This window comes from Dyadobacter arcticus, assembly GCF_011762185.1.
In the GTDB taxonomy this organism is placed as follows: domain Bacteria; phylum Bacteroidota; class Bacteroidia; order Cytophagales; family Spirosomataceae; genus Dyadobacter; species Dyadobacter arcticus.
The window spans coordinates 385,712-403,740 of the sequence record NZ_JAASQJ010000003.1; the positions used below are offsets into that span (position 1 = coordinate 385,712).

The window sequence follows — 18,029 nt, forward strand, 5'->3', positions numbered from 1 at the left end:
TTCTTAGAAATTAAATCCTCCTCTTTATCATATCCTTTTTATCCCGAAAGAAACCTGAAATCTTATGTCTAAAAAAGTACTCGCCGTTTTATCAGAATATGGATATTGGGGCATTGAGCTGGTAGGCCCGCTTGAAAAATTGGAAGAAGCCGGTTACACCGTCGAATTCATCACGCCGAAAGGCAAAAAAGCGGAAGCATTGCCGCCTAGTTACGATACAACCTATGTAGACCCTCCCCTCGGCGTGTGCGTGACAACACCGCTGGCAGCTGAAAAAGTGATTGCCTTTGAAGCATCAAATCGTCTGGAAACCCGGATGAACCTTTCGGAAATCATTCCGGAGCGCCCATTCTTTTCTACGCCCGATTTTTTAAGGGCTTTTGAAAAATACTACGCAGACCTGAAAATTGCGCAGGAGAAATTAACGGAAGAATATGCAGCTATTCTCCTGGTAGGTGGCAGCGGACCGATCGTCGATATGGTTAACAATCAGCGCGTTCACGATCTTATTTTAGGTTTTTACAAAAAGAATATGCCGGTCGCCGGGATTTGCTATGGCGTTGCTCCTCTGGTTTTCGCCAGGGATTTCAACGAACGCAGACCGATCATCAGAGGAAAACACGTAACAGGACATTGCATTGAATACGATTACCACGACGGTACCGGCTTCCTGCACACCGACCTGAACATGGGCGCACCACCGTATGTCCTGGAATATATCCTTTCCGACGCAGTAGGTCCTGAGGGACAATTCCATGGAAATTTTGGAAAAGAAACCTCAGTGATTGTTGACTACCCATTTATCACAGCACGTTCATTGCAATGCTCCTTTGAATTTGGAGAGCAGTTCGTGAATGTATTGGACCAAGGCCTCACACGTTATGGCTGGTAAAACCGGAAACCAGAAGATTATCGAACAATTTCTTGCCGATGGCATGGACTTCATGTTTGGGAATCCGGGCACAGTGGAACAGGGATTCCTGGACGCATTGGCCGAATATCCCGAAATGAAGTACATTCTGAGCTTACAGGAAACCATTGCCGTAATGATGGGCGATGGTTATGCACGGGCAACGCAGAAGCCAACACTCGTGCAGTTGCATAGTTCTCCAGGCATTGGTAATGCGGTAGGTGCTGTGTATCAGGCAAAAAGAGGACATGCGCCGCTTGTTGTCATCGGGTCGGATGCGGGTGTGCAGTATATGAACATGGATGCGCAGATGGCCAACGACCTGGTAGCGATGATGGCGCCTGTTACCAAATTTTCGACGATGGCGACCAGTTCCAAATCATTGCTGCGGACAATGCGTCGGGCAGTGAAAATTGCGACCACACCGCCTATGGGTCCGGTTTATGTCTGCCTGCCCATGGATATCCTGGACGAGATCAATGACGAGCCGGTATTCCCAAGCTGCATTCCTTCCACCAGGGTTTTGCCCGCGCCAGATCTGATCAGGCAGTCGGCGGAAATGCTGCTGAGTGCCGAGAAACCAATGATTTTTGTAGGCGACGGCATTGCCTATTCCGGCGCAATTGACGAATTGACCAAAGTAGCAGAATTATTAGGTGCCGAAGTGTATGGCGTGGAATTTGGTGATGTCGTGATGGACAATACGCATCCGCTTTACCAGGGAACTACCGGTCATATGTTCGGCTCGTTCAGCCATCCGATCACTTCCAAAGGCGACGTTAACCTGATCGTGGGGACTTATATGCTACCTGAGGTTTTCCCAAACCTGGACGACATTTACGCGCCCGGCGCAAAAGTGATCCATTATGATCTGAATGCATACGAAATTGCAAAAAACCACCGGGTAGACCTGGGTGTTGTCAGCGATCCCAAGTTATCATTGGCTGAACTTGCCGAAGCCATTGAAGCAATGATTTCGCCTGAACAGATGTCGATCGTGATCCAGCGTATAGAGGATATCGGTAACGCAAAAATTGCGAAGATCAGACGTGAGAAAGAAATCGATGAAAAGCATCAGGGGAAAAATCCTTTGAACATGGCGCAATTCAGCAGCGTATTGGCCGGGAAGGTTAATCAGGAGCAAACCATCATTTTCGATGAGGCGCTGACCAGTTCTCCTGCTTTGAGCAGATACATTCCGCCGCAGGCTGCCGGGCAGTATTTTACGACCCGTGGAGGCTCATTGGGCGTAGGATTTCCAGGAGCAATTGGCGCGAAAATAGCGCATCCCGACAAAACAGTGATCGGATTCTCGGGTGATGGCGGAAGTATGTATACCATTCAAACGTTATGGTCGGCGGTAAGACACCAGACGGGTGCGAAGTTTGTCGTTTGCAATAACGGTTCATATAAGCTTTTGCAACTGAATATCGACCAGTACTGGAAGGAAAGAGCAATGCCCAGCCACGAGTATCCATTGCCATTTGATCTTTCATATCCTGCTATCCGATTTGACATCATGGCGCAATCCATGGGAATGGACGCGGTGCGGGTAGAAAAAGAAGAAGAAATCTTGCCTGCGATCGAGAGAATGCTGGCTGACGATAAACCATTTTTAATCGATTTGGTGCTGGAAGGCGACCATCGGTCGGAGTGGGTGAAAGTGAACTGTTCGCATTGACTGTAAATAAACCCCGGCAATAAGAAATGTTAAATAATCAGATATATGACTACATCATTGTTGGGGCCGGGGCTTCCGGCAGTGTATTGGCGAATCGTCTGAGTGCAGATTCAAAAAACCGTGTTTTGCTCATCGAAGCTGGCGGAAATGATGACGTTCCCGCCATTAAGGATCCGGGCGGTTTTGTAAGCCTTTGGGGTTCAGACATGGATTGGAAACTGGAAACGACCCCTCAGGAAGGATTGGGAGGAAGGCAAATTGTGATCAATCAAGGCAAAGTGATGGGTGGCAGTACCTCCCTGAATGCCATGATGTATGTCCGCGGAAATCCAGGAAATTTTGATGAATGGGAAGCGTCAGGTGCCACTGGATGGTCTTATAATGATGTTTTGCCTTATTTTAAAAAGTCTGAAAATTTTGAAAATGGAGAATCTGCCTATCATGAGACTGGTGGAGAATTAAGTATCCGAGATTGTCCGGATAATGTAATGCGCTCGGAACATTTCCTGGTAGGCGCGACCGAACTTGGCTATGACGGACCATACTGGGACTATAATGGTGAAAGACAAGAAAACGGGGCTGGATTGCTTCAATTTCACATTAATAAAGACAATAGCCGCGATAATGGTGTTTCCGCATTTCTAGATCCGATCAGGGATCGCGCAAACCTGACAATCATTATTAACGCAAAGGTTTCAAGGGTTTTAATCCAGAATAAAAAAGCATTTGGAATTGAATTTGATACAGATGGAAGTACCTGGCATGCGTTGGCCCAGAAGGAAGTAATCGTTTCATCCGGTGCATTGGCATCACCAAAATTGCTGCTTTTGTCGGGTATTGGGCCTGCCAGTGAACTGGAAATATTGAATATTCCGGTTAATGCCGATTTACCAGGTGTGGGTAAAAATTTGCAGGACCATTTGCAGTTACCTATGATTTTCAGGTCGAACATTGCAATGCCAAATACGACGCTGCTGACGGGCAATGCACTTTTTGTTTGTACCAAAGGAGAAGGCGGCTTGGTGGATTTGCAGATCAACTTCACACCGAGCTTACCACAACCGCTTGCACCCATATTACCTGATCTGGGGGGGCCGGTTTGTATTTTTCTGCCGATTTTGGTTCAGCCAAAAAGTAGGGGAGAAGTGACCCTGCGTTCGAAAGATCCGCTGGATGCACCATTGGTTAACCCCAACTATCTGAATGAAGAAGCTGATGTGGAAGTACTTTCAAAAGCCATTGCATTGGTTCGGAAACTGGCCAATACCAATAAATTTCTGGAACTAAATGGAGGCGAAATGGTGCCTGGTGAAGGTGCAGATCTGCTGGGATTCATACGCAGCCAATGTACCACGATATGGCATCCGGCAGGAACGTGCAAAATGGGCCAGGACGATATGTCGGTGGTGGATCCAATGTTACGCGTTCGCGGGATCCAGAATTTGAGAGTAGCAGATGCATCGGTAATGCCCACAGTTACCAGCGGAAATACAGTTGCTGCCTGTTTTATGATCGGAGAAAAAGCGGCCGATATAATTTTGGAAGAAAGCCATATTCATACCAGCCGGTCGGTCGCACTTTGATTTAAATAAAATATTAACCTTAACTCAAACACAATGTTAACGCAGGAAGCAATAAAAGGACTGGCAGAAGACTGGTATAAAAAATTGGATGTCCATGTTCCGATGGTTGAAGTTTTGCCGCTGCTGGCCGATGCAGAACTGGAAATGGTATTTCCAGAGGTAACAATATACGGTTATGCCGGATTTGAAGGCTGGTTTCAAAGGGTGATCAGGATCTTTTTTGACGAAGTCCATACCGTGAAAAGCGTCGAGTCGGAAATCGATGGCGATAAAGCCGTGGTGAAAGTGGTGGTGCAATGGGAAGCAAGCATGTGGAATGCACCCGAACCATTCAGCAAACGCATTAAATGCGATGCTTTCCAAACCTGGGAAGTGAAATTAAATGATGCAGGTAAAGTGGTCATTACCAAATACATCGTGGATGGATTGGAATACCACGAAGGTTCGGCGACACTATAACAATTCTTTAACCTCCTTATCTCTAAGATTATGAAAAACGTACCTGATACCAAGTTAGGTAAGATGTACAAAGAGCACATTCAGCACATTCTGGACAAGAATATCGATGCGCTTTTAGACCAATATACCGACGATGCGACGCTCATCAGCAGCTTTTCCAAATCACCAGTTGTGTATAAGGGACGCGACCAGGTGAACGAGCATATGCAGGGAATCTTGGGAATTGATGGCCTGGAAACTGAAATTATTTTCTGGGCAGAAACGGAAGACCCCGAAACGCTGATGATCACCGAACAGATTACCATGACGGTAGGAGGTGAGCAAAGTGAAATGCGCTTTGCCGACAGCTGGGTCCTGGAAAACGGCCGGATTGCCATTCATTTTGCAGGAATGGTACAACATCCCGACGGGACTTTGGCCTAAATTTTTCATTCCTAACCTCCAATACCATGAAACTGTCAGGAAAAAAGATCGGTGTACTTTTGGAAGCCGACTATTTTGAAAATGAGATCTTCTATTACAAATTCCGCTTCCCCGAAGAAGGGGCAGAAATTCACTTCCTGAGCAGGCTTTGGGGCCAGGATAAGCTCACATTTCTGGGTCACGAATACCGCGCGCCGATGGATTGCTGGGAAACTTTCGAAAACATGAGCGATGAAGAATTGCGGACTTATGATGCCATGATCGTTCCATCCGGCATGGTTTCGGACCGGCTACGCTATACCGAGGATGTCGAAAAAATCCCGCCTGCTACAACGTTTCTGAAACGTGTTTTTGCAGAACCCGGAATTTTGAAAGGCATCATTTGCCATGGTTTGTGGCTGGTAGCACCTGCTACTGAATTGGTTAGAGGTAGAAAATTGGTTTGTCATAACAACCTGATCGGAGACGCAAAGGCCTATGGAGCAATTTATACCAATGAGGATGTGGTTGTAGATGGCGACCTGATCACGGGCAGATCGGGAGGACATGCGCATTTGTTTGCCAAAAAAATTATTGAAACCCTTGCTGCTAACCAGAACTGATATGGAAACGACATTCTTTCATCTGGCACTTACAGTCAAAAATCTTGCAGAGTTTGAGTCTTTTTATTCCAGGCATTTTGGTTTCCAAAGGGCCAGGACAATTAGTCTTGGAGACGACGCAGAGCTTGTTTTCCTGAAAAACGGCAACAATTTCTATTTCGAAGTATTTCCGCCGGAGGAAGAACGTCCATATCCGATGTCGGAAGCGGACGGCCCACATTATCCGGGGTTGCGCCATATTGCTTTTTCAGTTGATGACGTTGACGCAAAAATTGCCTCGATGGGCGACGACGCGGTGATTACCCTCGGCCCGTTGCATTTCGATGACGTGATCCAAGGCTGGAAAACCGTCTGGCTGAAAGATCCGGAGGGGAATATCATTGAAATTACGCAGGGGTACAAGGATCAGGATGGTTTGTCACACTGAGCGGACCGGGCCGCCGGGCAGTCGAAGTGCAAGAAGCACAATGCAAAAGTGACAATGTCGAACCAGAAGCGTGCTTCGACTGCGCTCAGCATGACAACAGGCTCCTAACTTTCTATCAAATGATTGTATACAAAAAAAACACCTTAACGATTAAAGCATGAATATAAATTTCACTTTTTCCGATACGATCGCTGGCTATATCACAGGATATAATGCCCAGGAGCGTTGGTTTACATTAGAAACTTCCGACAATAGACCTTTCAAAATCAACCTGATCGCGTCTACTTATGCCCGCAGCGTGCAGAACCTCACCGAAGGCTGGCAGGATCCGGGCGATGTAAGTGCTTTCCTGGCGACAAATGGTCAGTACGTTTATGCTTACGGGACATTTTATCCCAATGCTGGCGCTGAAGAGGTTACTTTTGAAGCACAGCAGTTAATTTTTCCGGGTAAAGAACCAAAAGTGTACCGCCATGAAGAGCAAAACTGGTGGATCACGCAAATCAGCTCCATTGCATCCAGCTATCTGAAATGGCAGTTTGATTATCCAAAGGAAGAAATTAACTATAAGAATTACCGCACCATGCTGCATTTGGGAGGCTCCAAAAAAGGGGATTACCTGCAGGAAACTGATACCATTTCCCGTATGGTTTACGGTTTTGCATCGGCTTACCTTTTAACGGGGAAGGACGAATTCCTGGAAGGCGCCGAGCTTGGAACCGAATACCTCCGGGACCACATGCGCTTCTACGATCAGGACGATGACCTCGTTTATTGGTACCACGGCTTAAAGGTGGAAGGACAAAAAGAAACCAAATTGCTGACTTCGGAATTTGGTGACGACCTGGATTCGCTTCCTATGTACGAGCAGATCTACGCGTTGGCCGGACCTACCCAAACGTACCGTATCACAGGTGACCAACGCATACGCGACGACATTGATAAAACCATTGATCTTTTTGAAAAATATTTCAAAGACCCAAATGGAATCGGTTATTATTCCCACTTGCACCCGATCACATTGGATGCGCACGAGGAATCGCTGGCACATAATAAGGCGCGTAAAAACTGGAACTCTGTGGGTGACCACGCGCCTGCTTACCTGATCAACTTATATCTGGCGAGTGGCGAGCAGAAACATGCTGATTTCCTGGAATATACCTTTGATACGATTACCAAATATTTCCCGGATTACGAAAACAGCCCGTTTGTTCAGGAGAAATTTTTTGAAGATTGGAGTAAAGACCAAACCTGGGGATGGCAGCAAAACCGTGCGGTAGTAGGCCACAACCTAAAAATCGCCTGGAACCTGATCCGTCAGCAATCATTGACCCCGAAAGATGAATACCTGGCATTTGCCAAGAAAATAGCCGAATTAATGCCAGCGGCGGGATCGGATCAGCAACGTGGCGGATGGTATGATGTGGTAGAACGCGTACAAAAAACAGGGGACAAGCACCAATTTGTATGGCACGACCGCAAGGCTTGGTGGCAGCAGGAGCAGGCAATTCTTGCCTACCTGATCATGTACGGTGTTTTGGGAGATAAAGAATATGAAAAACAAGCCCGCGAAGCAGCTGCATTTTACAATGCATTCTTCCTGGATAATGATGATGGTGGTGTTTATTTCAATGTGCTGGGCAATGGAATGCCGTACCTGCTAGGTACCGAGCGTTTCAAAGGAAGCCACTCCATGAGCGCTTATCACAGTACCGAATTGTGCTATTTGTCGGCAGTTTATATCAATTTATTGATCACAAAACAGCCTACCTATTTCTACTTCAAGCCTTATGCAAATGGCTGGAAAGACAACATTTTGCGTGTTTCTCCGGATATCCTTCCACAAGGAAGCATTTTCATCAGCGAAGTTTGGATAGACGATCAGCCATACACTGACTTCGACGCCTACGGACTTACCGTGAAATTGCCGGAAACAGAAGAACGCATCCGTGTCAAAGTCCTGATCAGCCCTGCAACTAACTGACCGTAACGAAGCTAACCGCTAAAAGCTAAAAAAGCTCAAACCTATGAAAGTAACAATTACGGACCACGAAGAAGTGACGGTTGTTGAGGTAACCGGTGATATCGACAGCAAAACGGCGCCTGAATTCGAAAGAAATGCCAGGGCGGCTACGGAAAAAAGCCATAAGATCGCCATAGATCTGACGGAAGTTGAGTTTATGTCGAGTGCCGGGTTGCGTGTATTGCTGATGGTTTACAGAAACATCAAGGGGCAAAACGGAAAAGTGATTTTGGTTGGGGTGTCGGAAGATATCCAGGATGTAATGTCCACGACCGGTTTTATCAACTTTTTTACCATTGTTGAAAAGCTGGACGAAGCAATAGTCATTCTTAAACAGGATTAGCCCATGGCAACAGATATCAGAATAGACTATTACCCTACCCACGAACAACAGGGGATAAAATTCAGACGCGGCCATGTGTTGCCTTTCGGCGCGACGATGGTGCCAAACGGGATCAATTTCAGCATTTATTCCAGCGAAGCCATTGACTGCACATTGGTGCTGTTTGAAAGAGGCGAAGCCGAACCATTTGCAGAAATTCGTTTCCCTGAGGAGTTCCGGACCGGCAATGTGTATTCCATGATCGTTTTTGATCTCGATTATGAAAGGCTGGAATACGGCTACCGCATGGATGGGCCGTTCAAACCGGAAGAAGGCCATCGTTTCGACAAAAGCATTATCCTGAGTGACCCATATGCAAAAGCAATTGGCGGACGCGATAGCTGGCTTGCAAAGCCCAATTGGGATAATATTTATCCCTACCGTTCCAGACTTGTTTTTGAGGATTTTGACTGGGAAAATGACCACCCGCTGGAAACACCCATCGAAGACCTGGTGATCTACGAAATGCACGTGCGGGGTTTTACACAACATCCTTCCTCAAATGTCAAAAATCCTGGAACGTTCGCAGCGATCCGCAGTAAGATTGCATATCTGAAAGACCTGGGTGTCAATTGCGTGGAACTGATGCCGATCTATGAATTTGATGAATGGGAAAACAGCAAGGAAAATCCGGTTACTGGTGGTCTGATCGTCAATTTCTGGGGATACAACACAGTCAATTTCTTTTCGCCTAAATCAGGTTATGCCGCTACGGGGAAGTTTGGAATGCAGGTGGACGAGCTGAAAACGCTGATCAAGGAATTGCATAAAAACGGTATCGAAGTAATGCTGGACGTGGTTTTCAATCACACTGCAGAAGGCGACCACCGCGGACATACCATTTCTTTCAGGGGAATTGACAACAAAACCTATTATATGCTGACGCCGGAAGGTTATTACTTTAACTTTTCCGGGACTGGAAATACATTGAACTGTAACAACCCGGTGGTGCGAAACATGGTGCTGGACTGTCTGCGCTACTGGGCGGCCGATTACCACATCGACGGCTTCCGTTTTGACCTTGCGGCAATTCTCGGACGAGACCAAAACGGTGCGCCGCTCAGTAACCCGCCATTGCTTGAATCACTTGCCTACGACCCGATCCTCGCGAAATGCAAGCTCGTTGCCGAGGCCTGGGATGCTGGTGGACTGTATCAGGTAGGCTCTTTTCCCGCTTATGGTCGCTGGGCCGAATGGAACGGGAAATACCGTGATGCCACGCGCAAATTCTTAAAAGGGGACCAAGGTTTGGTAGGCGAAATCGCCCAATGCATTCAAGGTTGGCCGGATCTGTACCATTACCGCGGACCAACTGCCAGTATCAATTTTATTTCCTGTCACGACGGTTTCACGCTTTATGACCTCTTTGCTTACAATGAAAAGCACAACGAAGCGAACGGAGAAAATAATAATGATGGCGGTAATGATAATCATTCATGGAATTGTGGCGTGGAAGGTGAAACAGATGATCCGTTCATTAATCAACTCCGTCACAAGCAGGTAAAGAATGCATTGGCTATTTTGATGGTCAGTCAGGGCGTACCAATGATCCTGTCGGGTGATGAAATGGGCGTGACGAAATCAGGTAACAACAATACCTACTGCCACGACAACGAGCTGAACTGGGTCGATTGGGGCCTTCTGGATAAAAATTCGGACATCTACAATTTCGCCAAGCACATTACCAAATTCCGACGTGCGCATCCGGTACTGAGAAGCAGGACGCATTTTCAGCACAGGGATTACGTCGGAAGCGGTTATCCGGATATCAGTTTCCATGGAACACAGGCCTGGCAACCCGACTTCGCCCCATCCAGCCGTTGCCTGGCAGTGATGCTCGACGGAGCCCATGCCAAAAGCGGTACCATCCTAGACGATTCAATTTACATCGCACTGAATTCCCATTATGATGCCCTGTTTTACGAACTCCCCACATTACCCAATGGACAAAGCTGGCACCTGGCCGTAAACACAGATATGCCTTCCGGCGAAGACATCTACGCAATCGGAAACGAGCCGCGTATGGATGACCAGGGAAGGTTTTTGGTTGGAGGTAGGGCGACGGTGATTTTGATTGGGAAATGACAATAGGGGGAGGAAAGGGAGGACGGTTGGAAGGGGAGAAAGGTCAAGAGGTGAAGAGGTTAAGGGTGAAAAGGTTAAAGGAGAAAAGGAAGGGTTAAGCGTAGTTTTTCAACTACGCTTTTGCGGACACCGGTCTCCGGACCGGAAACAAGCAGTATGATACCGGTCTGGAGACCGAATGACGCAAGGCCTTATCGGGCCGCCGGGCGGTCACAGACTACGGCCAACTATAAAAAAATTCAAAAAAATTCAAAAACATCAAAATCATGGCATTTCAAATAGAATCAGTAGTTGAGGATAAGGTTGCGAAGCTGACGTTGCATGGCGAATTGGATTCGTTGTCGGCGAGGGTCTTTCAAACGGAGATTGAAAAAATTGCCGGTAAGGAAATTGATTCGTTGGTACTTGATATGGAGGAACTTAACTTCATGTCATCCGCGGGTTTAAGGGTTCTGATTTACTCCAAACAAAAAATTGGCCCTAAACTTTCTATCTATATCGTCAAACCACAGGAGCTGATTGTAGATACCCTTGAAAAAACGGGTCTCCAGCACAGCGTGACCATTGTTGATCAATTTCCTGTTTAACATCCGTCATCATGGAATCGAAAAGTTTTCCTGGGATTGTTGATTCTTTGGATTCTCTTCGGGAATACATTGGTGAACTCGCTCAGCAGGCAGGGCTGGCTAAAAAACCAACTTACAACCTCAAACTGGCTATTGATGAAATTGCGACCAATATCATTTTATATGGCTATCAGGCTGCTGGTATGGAGGCTGAAGTGGTTGTCTTGAGCGAAATCACCGGTCAGGAGCTTGTTGTAATTCTGGTAGATGAGGGTGCCAAGTTCGATCCGCTGGGCAAGGAGCTGCCTGATTCCGATTATTTCTCCAAGTCGCTCGAAGACCGGGAGATTGGGGGGTTAGGTATTTTCCTGACTATCAATGGAGTAGATGAATTCTCTTACCAATATTCTGAAGGGAAGAACCGTAATAAGTTTGTGATGAAAATTGCTGCGACCTGAAAAGTATGATTGATACTTCTACGCTGTCCAATCCATTTCCCGGCCTCCGAAGCTACGAATACGAAGATCATTCTTTGTTTTTCGGAAGAGATTCACACATCCGGGAGCTGAAAAACAAATTACTGGAAGGACGGTTCCTGGCCTTGATCGGTTCGTCGGGAAGTGGTAAGTCTTCGCTGATCAAAGCGGGTCTTATTCCATCCCTGGAACAAAGCGAAGGGGGTAACCGCTGGGAGGTGGTGATATTCAGGCCGGGTGGAAATCCGGTCCGAAATTTTGTGACGGCATTAAAATCGGTGCTGCGACACGACGATCCAGTTTGGGAAAACCGTGATCCGACGACGGTGGAAGGCGAGCTTTATAAGGACCCGAAAGCTGCCGTCGCATTGCTTTCTGCTGTTCGTGAGCGAAAAGTCCTGCTCGTCATAGATCAGTTCGAGGAGCTTTTCAGGTACGAGCTTGCTGATGATCCTTCGAGTAGAAATCGGACACAGGCGTTTGTGAACCTTCTGTTGACGCTGGTTAATCAGCGTGAGTTTCCAATCCATGCGGTAATCACCATGCGATCGGATTATCTCGACCATTGTACTGAATTCAATGGGCTTACCGAGGTGATTAACAGAGGATATTACCTCTTGCCCAAGATGAATACGGACGAGGTGAGGCAGGTTATTGTGGGCCCTGTTGAATCTTCCGGCGCTGCGATCGAACCCGAATTGGTTACCGGATTGCTCAAAGAACTTTCCGATAATCCTGATTTTCTCCCGATTTTACAGCATGCGCTGATGCGTACCTGGGACAGGTGGCGGTCGACAAAACCCTTCTCATCTCCTGTTTCCCGTGCTGATTATGAGGCGATTGGAACAATGCAGACTTCCATCACCCAGCACGCGGAAGAGATTTACACGCAGCGACTGGATGAGAAAAGGCGAAATGCAGCCGCAAAGCTCTTTAAATCCCTGATCGTTCTGGGGCCAAGTGATACTTCATCATTACATCCCACAATCCTTCGCGAAATCATCCAGATTACCGGCATTCCAGATTACCTGCTCATTGACGTGATCATGGTTTTCAGGGAAAATGGCGTATCTATTCTGACCCCAAAGCCAGGCACCAAAATCGACCATGATTCGATTATTGATGTCTCGGTTGAAAAAGTACTTACATTCTGGGACCGCTGCCGGAAGTGGATTGAAGAGGAACTGGAATCGGCCAAATTATATAAGCAGCTGAGTTATTCAGCAATGCTTTATCAGGAAGGCCGCACCGGTTTGTGGATTAACCCCGAATTGCAAATGGGGTTGAAATGGCTGAAAGAAAGTGAGCCGACATTGGAATGGGCGCAACGTTATGATCCATTTTTTGAGCGGGCCACCAATTTCCTGGAATATAGTAAAAAGCAATATGAACTAGAAGTAAGGCAAAAAGAAGACCGTCAGAAGAGAGAACTCCGCAAGGCCCGGATCTTTGCTTCGGTTCTCGGTATCAGTTCACTGGTTTCACTATTATTCCTAATTGTCGCGCTGGTACTGAGGACCCAGGCGCAGCAAAGTGAAAAAACGGCCCTTGAAAAAGAAAGCCTTGCCCTGGAAGAAAGGAAAAGGGCAGAAGATCAGACCCGTGAAGCCATTTCTCAAAAGAAAATTGCGGAGCAGCAAGGTACCTTTGCCGAATTGCAGAAAACTTTGACGGAAGAGCAAAGAAGTATTGCAGTAAGGGAACAGGAAAAGGCTGTAAATGAAAGCATTGCGGCAAAATTAGCCCGCGAAGTAGCAGAGGAACAGAGAGTGCAGGCAGATAATGCCAGGAGGGCAGCTGTGCAATCGCAGAAGGAAACAGAGGTTCAAAAAGAGTATGCAGTAAGTGCTCAGAAGGAGTCGGACCGGCAAAAAGTATATGCGCAATCGGCGCAGAAAGAGGCGGAGGGTTCGCGGAATGATGCCTTGAAACAGCGTTCAAAAGCCGTAGCACGTTTTATTGCTATTCAATCTTATCAAATGACGGCAGGAGATGAACTTGGAGCGTTACTGGCATTGAAAGCCTACGATTTTAATGTTAAAAACGGGGGAGAACGTGAGAATCCTGACATTTTTAATGCACTTTCCAAAGCAGCAGGTGCGAAGGCGACGCTGATTGCACATAATGATATAGTACGAGTGGTAGCCGAATCACAGGCTGGGAATTCGCTGTTTGCCACTGCCGGCGATGATGGAATCATAAGTTTATGGAACTACCGTACCCCCACGACCAAACCCATTGTTTTTCGTAATCCGAAGCAGACGTTCAAAAGTATCCGTTCAATGGCGTTTATGCCGGACGGAAAGGCTGTGTTTACAGGCTCTTCCAATGGGCAGATTGTGCGGTGGGACAACTTTGCACCTGGCAGCTTGCCGACGAAGACCTTGGTAGGGCACGATGGGATTGTCTTTTCAATGGCCGTTCGGCTCATCGATAAAAAGCCTAGGCTTGTTTCGGTCAGTTCCACGGGTCAGTTCAGGATTTGGGATATCAGCGACAAAAAGCTGGAAGTGATCAAAAACATCAACCTGGGGGCCGAGATAGCATGTGTCGAAATGATGCCGGAAAGTCATTATATGTTTTTGGGGACGGGTACGGGAAAGATAGTGCGGGTCGACCTTGAAAAACCTGAGGCGAAACCGACGGAATTTAACTTTAATAACCTTAGAGGCAGATTATCGTCCCTTGCTATGACACCGGACGAGAAGCATCTGTATTTCGGAACCAGTTCGGGAATGCTCTATTCCGTTCGAATGGTGAATGATCAGCCGGTTATGAATTCCCTGAACGGCACCCAGGGAACGCATACTTCGGGCATAACCAAAATTGCATTTACGCCGGATGGTAGCCGGATCGCAACAGCCTGCTATGACTGGAAGATCAGGGTTTGGAGCACGCGGGAAGATATTTCAAAACAACAGCCGGTAGTCCTCAGCGATTTTGATTACTGGGTTATGGACATCAGGTTTACACACGACGGGAATAAATTGCTTGCAACCGGAGCGGACAAAACGGTGAGGATCTGGGATATTAACTCTTCGGAACTTTTTTCTGAGGTTTCCAAAAAAGCAAAACGAGAACTTACGGAAGAGGAGTGGGACCAATACATTGGAAAGGATATTCCCTATGAAAAATTGTCCCGAAATATTAGATAAGCATATGAAAAAATCTGTACTCATTATTTTGATAACAATGCTTGCCATAACTGGCCAGCAGGCTTTCGCGCAGGACGATTGCGATGCCTCAGTGATCGTGCCGGAAGCAGACAGAAAGTACCGTACTGGTAATTTCGATGAGGTATTTCAAATATTACATCCATGCCTGAAAACCAAATTTTCACCCACAGCACAGGTTCAAGGCTATAAGATTATTGCTTTGACCTACCTGGCCATGGATTCACTTCCCCAGGCAGCTGCGGCGGTCAGAAGCTTGTTGGTAGCAAACCAGAACTACGAACCTGAATTTTCGGCATTGGCTCAATTTAAAGACTTGGTAGCCCAGCAAAAAGACCTGATGGACCGGATCGTTCAGATCACCTCAGTTTCCAAAAAGGCCGAAAACCTGTTGCAAGTTCCCGCTACCGTGACGGTTTTGAGCCATTCTGATATTGTGAAAAGAGGTTATAAGGATTTGACCCAAATGCTGAATGATATTCCCGGATTTGATGTGATCCGCGGGAACGGGCCCTCCTATGTAACCTTTTATCAACGCGGCTACCGCTCCACTTCCAATGACCGGACGATCCTACTTGTGGACGGGGTGGAAGAAAACGACCTCAACTCCGACAATATTCCGATTTCGCGACAGTATGCATTGTCGGACATTGAAAGGGTGGAAGTAATCTACGGGCCAGCCTCGACCATGTATGGCGCCAATGCATTTATGGGTGTTATTAACCTCATTACCAAAAGGTTTCTTGAAAGAGAAATGCCGGAAGGAAAGAAGGTCGATTTTTCCGGAACAGGCCAGCTGCGTTACGGGTCCCTGAATACCAAGCTGATCGACGGGGTGATTACGGCCCGTACCAAAGACATTGCAGTATCTATCACTTCCCGTTATTTTTCTTCCAATGAAATGAATAACAGCCATTACCCGGAATGGAACTACGACCCGCGGACGATTGCAAATTATCCGACCCAGCAAAATATCAACGGCGCTGCGGCGCAAACTTACATTACCAACAACAAGCTCACGACCCTTTTTCCAAACAGTGATCTCTATCAGATCGGCTATGACGCGAATGGGGCAGCTAATAAACTGAGCCTGACCGATGCAGGTAAAGCAAGAGCGGCAGAACTGGACAATGCAAACCTTTTTCAGGCCAATGTCAATGGTGATCAGGTGGGGTATAATGATGATTCAAGAAATTTTTTCATCCGCGCAAAAGTCGAATTCAAAGACTTTATGATCTCGCTGATGAGCTGGAAAACAGATGAGGGCGCCACACCATGGTATACCAACAGATCGCGGATCGTCACGCCGGAGCTTTCACGGTGGGTTGCTAACAATAAGGCTTTTTCATTGACCTACAATAAATTCATTTCGGAAAAAGTCCAGATTTTGAACCTTACATCCTACCGTTTGCATGAACTGAATGGAGCAACCAATCTGCCAACATACAGGGCATATTTCAATGGAAGTTATGGCGTGATCGATTTGCTCAATCAACGCAAACCGACGCTTTCCGTGCCTTACTGGTATCGTGTTTCGAACCAACTTCGTAACGAATTCCGGGTTTTATGGACGCCTTTACCAAAATTGGACATTAACAGCGGTCTGGAAATCCGTAACAGTATCATCCAGGCCAATTATATCACCTCTTCAGTCCAGGGAGCCGATGAGTTCGGACGTCCTGATTCAACTTTGGCGGGTGGGGACAATTTCAGGGTTTTCGACATTGGTATTTTCAGTCAGGGGACTTACAACTGGACCGAGAGATTGAAAATGGTACTGGCTTCAAGGCTGGATCACAACCAGATACGGTCGAATGGAGGATATGGTTTTGTATTCAATCCAAGACTTAGCCTGATTTATTCCATCCAGAAATTTGTATTCAAAGGGATTTATACCGAAGCTTTTAAGGACGCTTCCTATCTCCAAAAATATGCAACAAACCGCGAAAGGCTTCTTAACAATCCAACATTGCAGCCCGAACGCGTAAAGAACCTGGAAGGCAGCATTTCGGTGAGGTTTAGCAAAGCATTGTCGCTGAATGTCGCGGGCTATATCGCCAATTATAGCAATGCAGTTGGTTTGGCCTCCGCGGTAACCCCAGCCGGAGTGCCTACTAACCAGTTTCAGGCTTTGGGCAAGCAGCGGATCATCGGATTGCAGTCGGAGGCGCGCTACGACATTAAAAACCTAAATATTTGGGGAAATTTCACTTATAGTAACCCAAGGGATCTGAGCAAGGTGGAAGGACAGAAAGTGCCGGTCAGTGACATTGCACCATGGTCGGCCAACCTGGGCGCCGTGTATGAGCCTGTTAAAAATCTTAGTGTCAGCATTACCAATAACTATATCAGCGACCGGAAATCGGGTGTTGGAACATCCGGCAGCAGCAATCCCATCACCCATTTTGCTTCCATTTACCTGCTGAACTCTGCGATAACTTATCATAACCTATTGAATTTGGTGAGCCTGCAATTCCAGGTGTCCAACATTCTGAATAAAGAGTATTTTGTTCCCGGGATCCGTGCGGCGGAGGGAGTCACTTCCGCTTCAAGATATCCGCAGGAGAGAAGGGTTTTTTCCATAGGATTGCTCATCGATACAAACCGGAAATAAGGATGACATTGAATATGAATACAGTGAAATTAAATACTCCTCGCTTCATGGAAACAAGGTTTGAAATCAGGGATGCAGAATTTCTGCTGGTGAAGCTGGACTATCCCGAACGGCTGGACGAAATGGGGGCGCTTCGGGTATTAGCCTGGAAAGAAGAGCAGGGAATCAGCCCGGATTTTTTTTCCCATAAAGCCTGGCTGGACGAGGATGACCTGCGCGCGCACCATTGGGTAATCATTCATAACAAAGAAATAGTCGCAGCCGCGAGACTGAGTTTCCACAAGGAATACAGCTCCGTTCCCCATGCCGATCTGTTTGACGCATCGCTGCTGGACGGATTTTGCAAAGGCCCATATGCGTCATTGAACAGACTTGTGGTGGCGCCGCAATATCGTGGAAATGGATTTTCAGCATTACTGGATGAGGCAAGGATCAATTTCGCAGCAGAACAGGGTATTAAAATGATCATCGCACAACCTGTGGAATCCAGGATCAAACCATTAGAAGATCTCGGTTTTATTTATCTCGGCAAGATCAGGCCGTTGTTTCAGATGCCGGAGCGTCAGATTTATTTTATGATTAAAGAACTGGGAAAACAAGATTGAGAAAGTTTAGAAACATATCG

General features: G+C 46.9%; 15 protein-coding genes. All 15 read left to right on the top strand.

The genetic code is table 11. The features are described from left to right. Positions 1–64 precede the first annotated feature (64 nt). The 15 genes from FHS68_RS15145 to FHS68_RS15215 all read left to right on the top strand — a co-directional run bounded on the left by FHS68_RS15145 (position 65) and on the right by FHS68_RS15215 (position 18,009). The gene (locus FHS68_RS15145; protein ID WP_167271570.1) at positions 65–892 is read left to right on the top strand and encodes a type 1 glutamine amidotransferase domain-containing protein; all 828 of its coding nucleotides are present in this window, start codon (positions 65–67) and stop codon (positions 890–892) included. Further along, positions 855–2,591, top strand: a complete 1,737-nt coding sequence (locus FHS68_RS15150; protein WP_208408324.1) for a thiamine pyrophosphate-binding protein — start codon at positions 855–857, stop codon at positions 2,589–2,591. The genes FHS68_RS15145 and FHS68_RS15150 overlap by 38 nt, the downstream gene beginning before the upstream one ends. Before the next feature lie 26 nt (positions 2,592–2,617). Further along, a complete protein-coding gene (locus FHS68_RS15155; RefSeq protein ID WP_167271573.1) occupies positions 2,618–4,174 on the top strand; it encodes a GMC family oxidoreductase in 1,557 nt (518 codons plus the stop codon). Positions 4,175–4,207: 33 nt separating this feature from the next. Continuing rightward, the gene (locus tag FHS68_RS15160; RefSeq protein WP_167271574.1) at positions 4,208–4,633 is read left to right on the top strand and encodes a hypothetical protein; all 426 of its coding nucleotides are present in this window, start codon (positions 4,208–4,210) and stop codon (positions 4,631–4,633) included. A 30-nt stretch (positions 4,634–4,663) separates the two neighbouring features. Beyond that, a complete protein-coding gene (locus tag FHS68_RS15165) occupies positions 4,664–5,056 on the top strand; it encodes a nuclear transport factor 2 family protein (RefSeq protein WP_167271576.1) in 393 nt (130 codons plus the stop codon). Between the two features lie 26 nt (positions 5,057–5,082). Then, on the top strand, positions 5,083–5,658 hold the full coding sequence (locus FHS68_RS15170; protein ID WP_167271578.1) for a DJ-1/PfpI family protein: 576 nt from the start codon (positions 5,083–5,085) through the stop codon (positions 5,656–5,658). Position 5,659: 1 nt separating this feature from the next. After that, positions 5,660–6,085 (top strand): VOC family protein, encoded by a 426-nt coding sequence (locus tag FHS68_RS15175; RefSeq protein WP_167271580.1) that lies wholly within the window; start codon positions 5,660–5,662, stop codon positions 6,083–6,085. 157 nt (positions 6,086–6,242) lie between these two features. Continuing rightward, complete coding sequence (locus tag FHS68_RS15180; protein ID WP_167271582.1) at positions 6,243–8,069, top strand: AGE family epimerase/isomerase; 1,827 nt, start codon at positions 6,243–6,245, stop codon at positions 8,067–8,069. Positions 8,070–8,112: 43 nt separating this feature from the next. Further along, positions 8,113–8,451 carry an STAS domain-containing protein gene (locus tag FHS68_RS15185; protein WP_167271584.1) on the top strand — a complete coding sequence of 113 codons (339 nt, stop codon included), beginning with the start codon at positions 8,113–8,115 and terminating at the stop codon, positions 8,449–8,451. Between the two features lie 3 nt (positions 8,452–8,454). Then, positions 8,455–10,575, top strand: a complete 2,121-nt coding sequence (gene glgX, locus FHS68_RS15190; protein WP_167271585.1) for a glycogen debranching protein GlgX — start codon at positions 8,455–8,457, stop codon at positions 10,573–10,575. A gap of 266 nt (positions 10,576–10,841) precedes the next feature. Beyond that, positions 10,842–11,162, top strand: a complete 321-nt coding sequence (locus tag FHS68_RS15195) for an anti-sigma factor antagonist (RefSeq protein WP_167271587.1) — start codon at positions 10,842–10,844, stop codon at positions 11,160–11,162. Between the two features lie 11 nt (positions 11,163–11,173). Continuing rightward, entirely contained in the window at positions 11,174–11,599 is a 426-nt protein-coding gene (locus FHS68_RS15200) for an ATP-binding protein (RefSeq protein ID WP_167271588.1), read from the top strand. Positions 11,600–11,604: 5 nt separating this feature from the next. Further along, positions 11,605–14,772 (top strand): WD40 repeat domain-containing protein, encoded by a 3,168-nt coding sequence (locus tag FHS68_RS15205; RefSeq protein ID WP_167271590.1) that lies wholly within the window; start codon positions 11,605–11,607, stop codon positions 14,770–14,772. 4 nt (positions 14,773–14,776) lie between these two features. Continuing rightward, entirely contained in the window at positions 14,777–17,404 is a 2,628-nt protein-coding gene (locus tag FHS68_RS15210) for a TonB-dependent receptor plug domain-containing protein (protein WP_167271592.1), read from the top strand. Positions 17,405–17,451: 47 nt separating this feature from the next. Continuing rightward, the gene (locus FHS68_RS15215) at positions 17,452–18,009 is read left to right on the top strand and encodes a GNAT family N-acetyltransferase (protein WP_167271594.1); all 558 of its coding nucleotides are present in this window, start codon (positions 17,452–17,454) and stop codon (positions 18,007–18,009) included. Positions 18,010–18,029 lie beyond the last annotated feature (20 nt).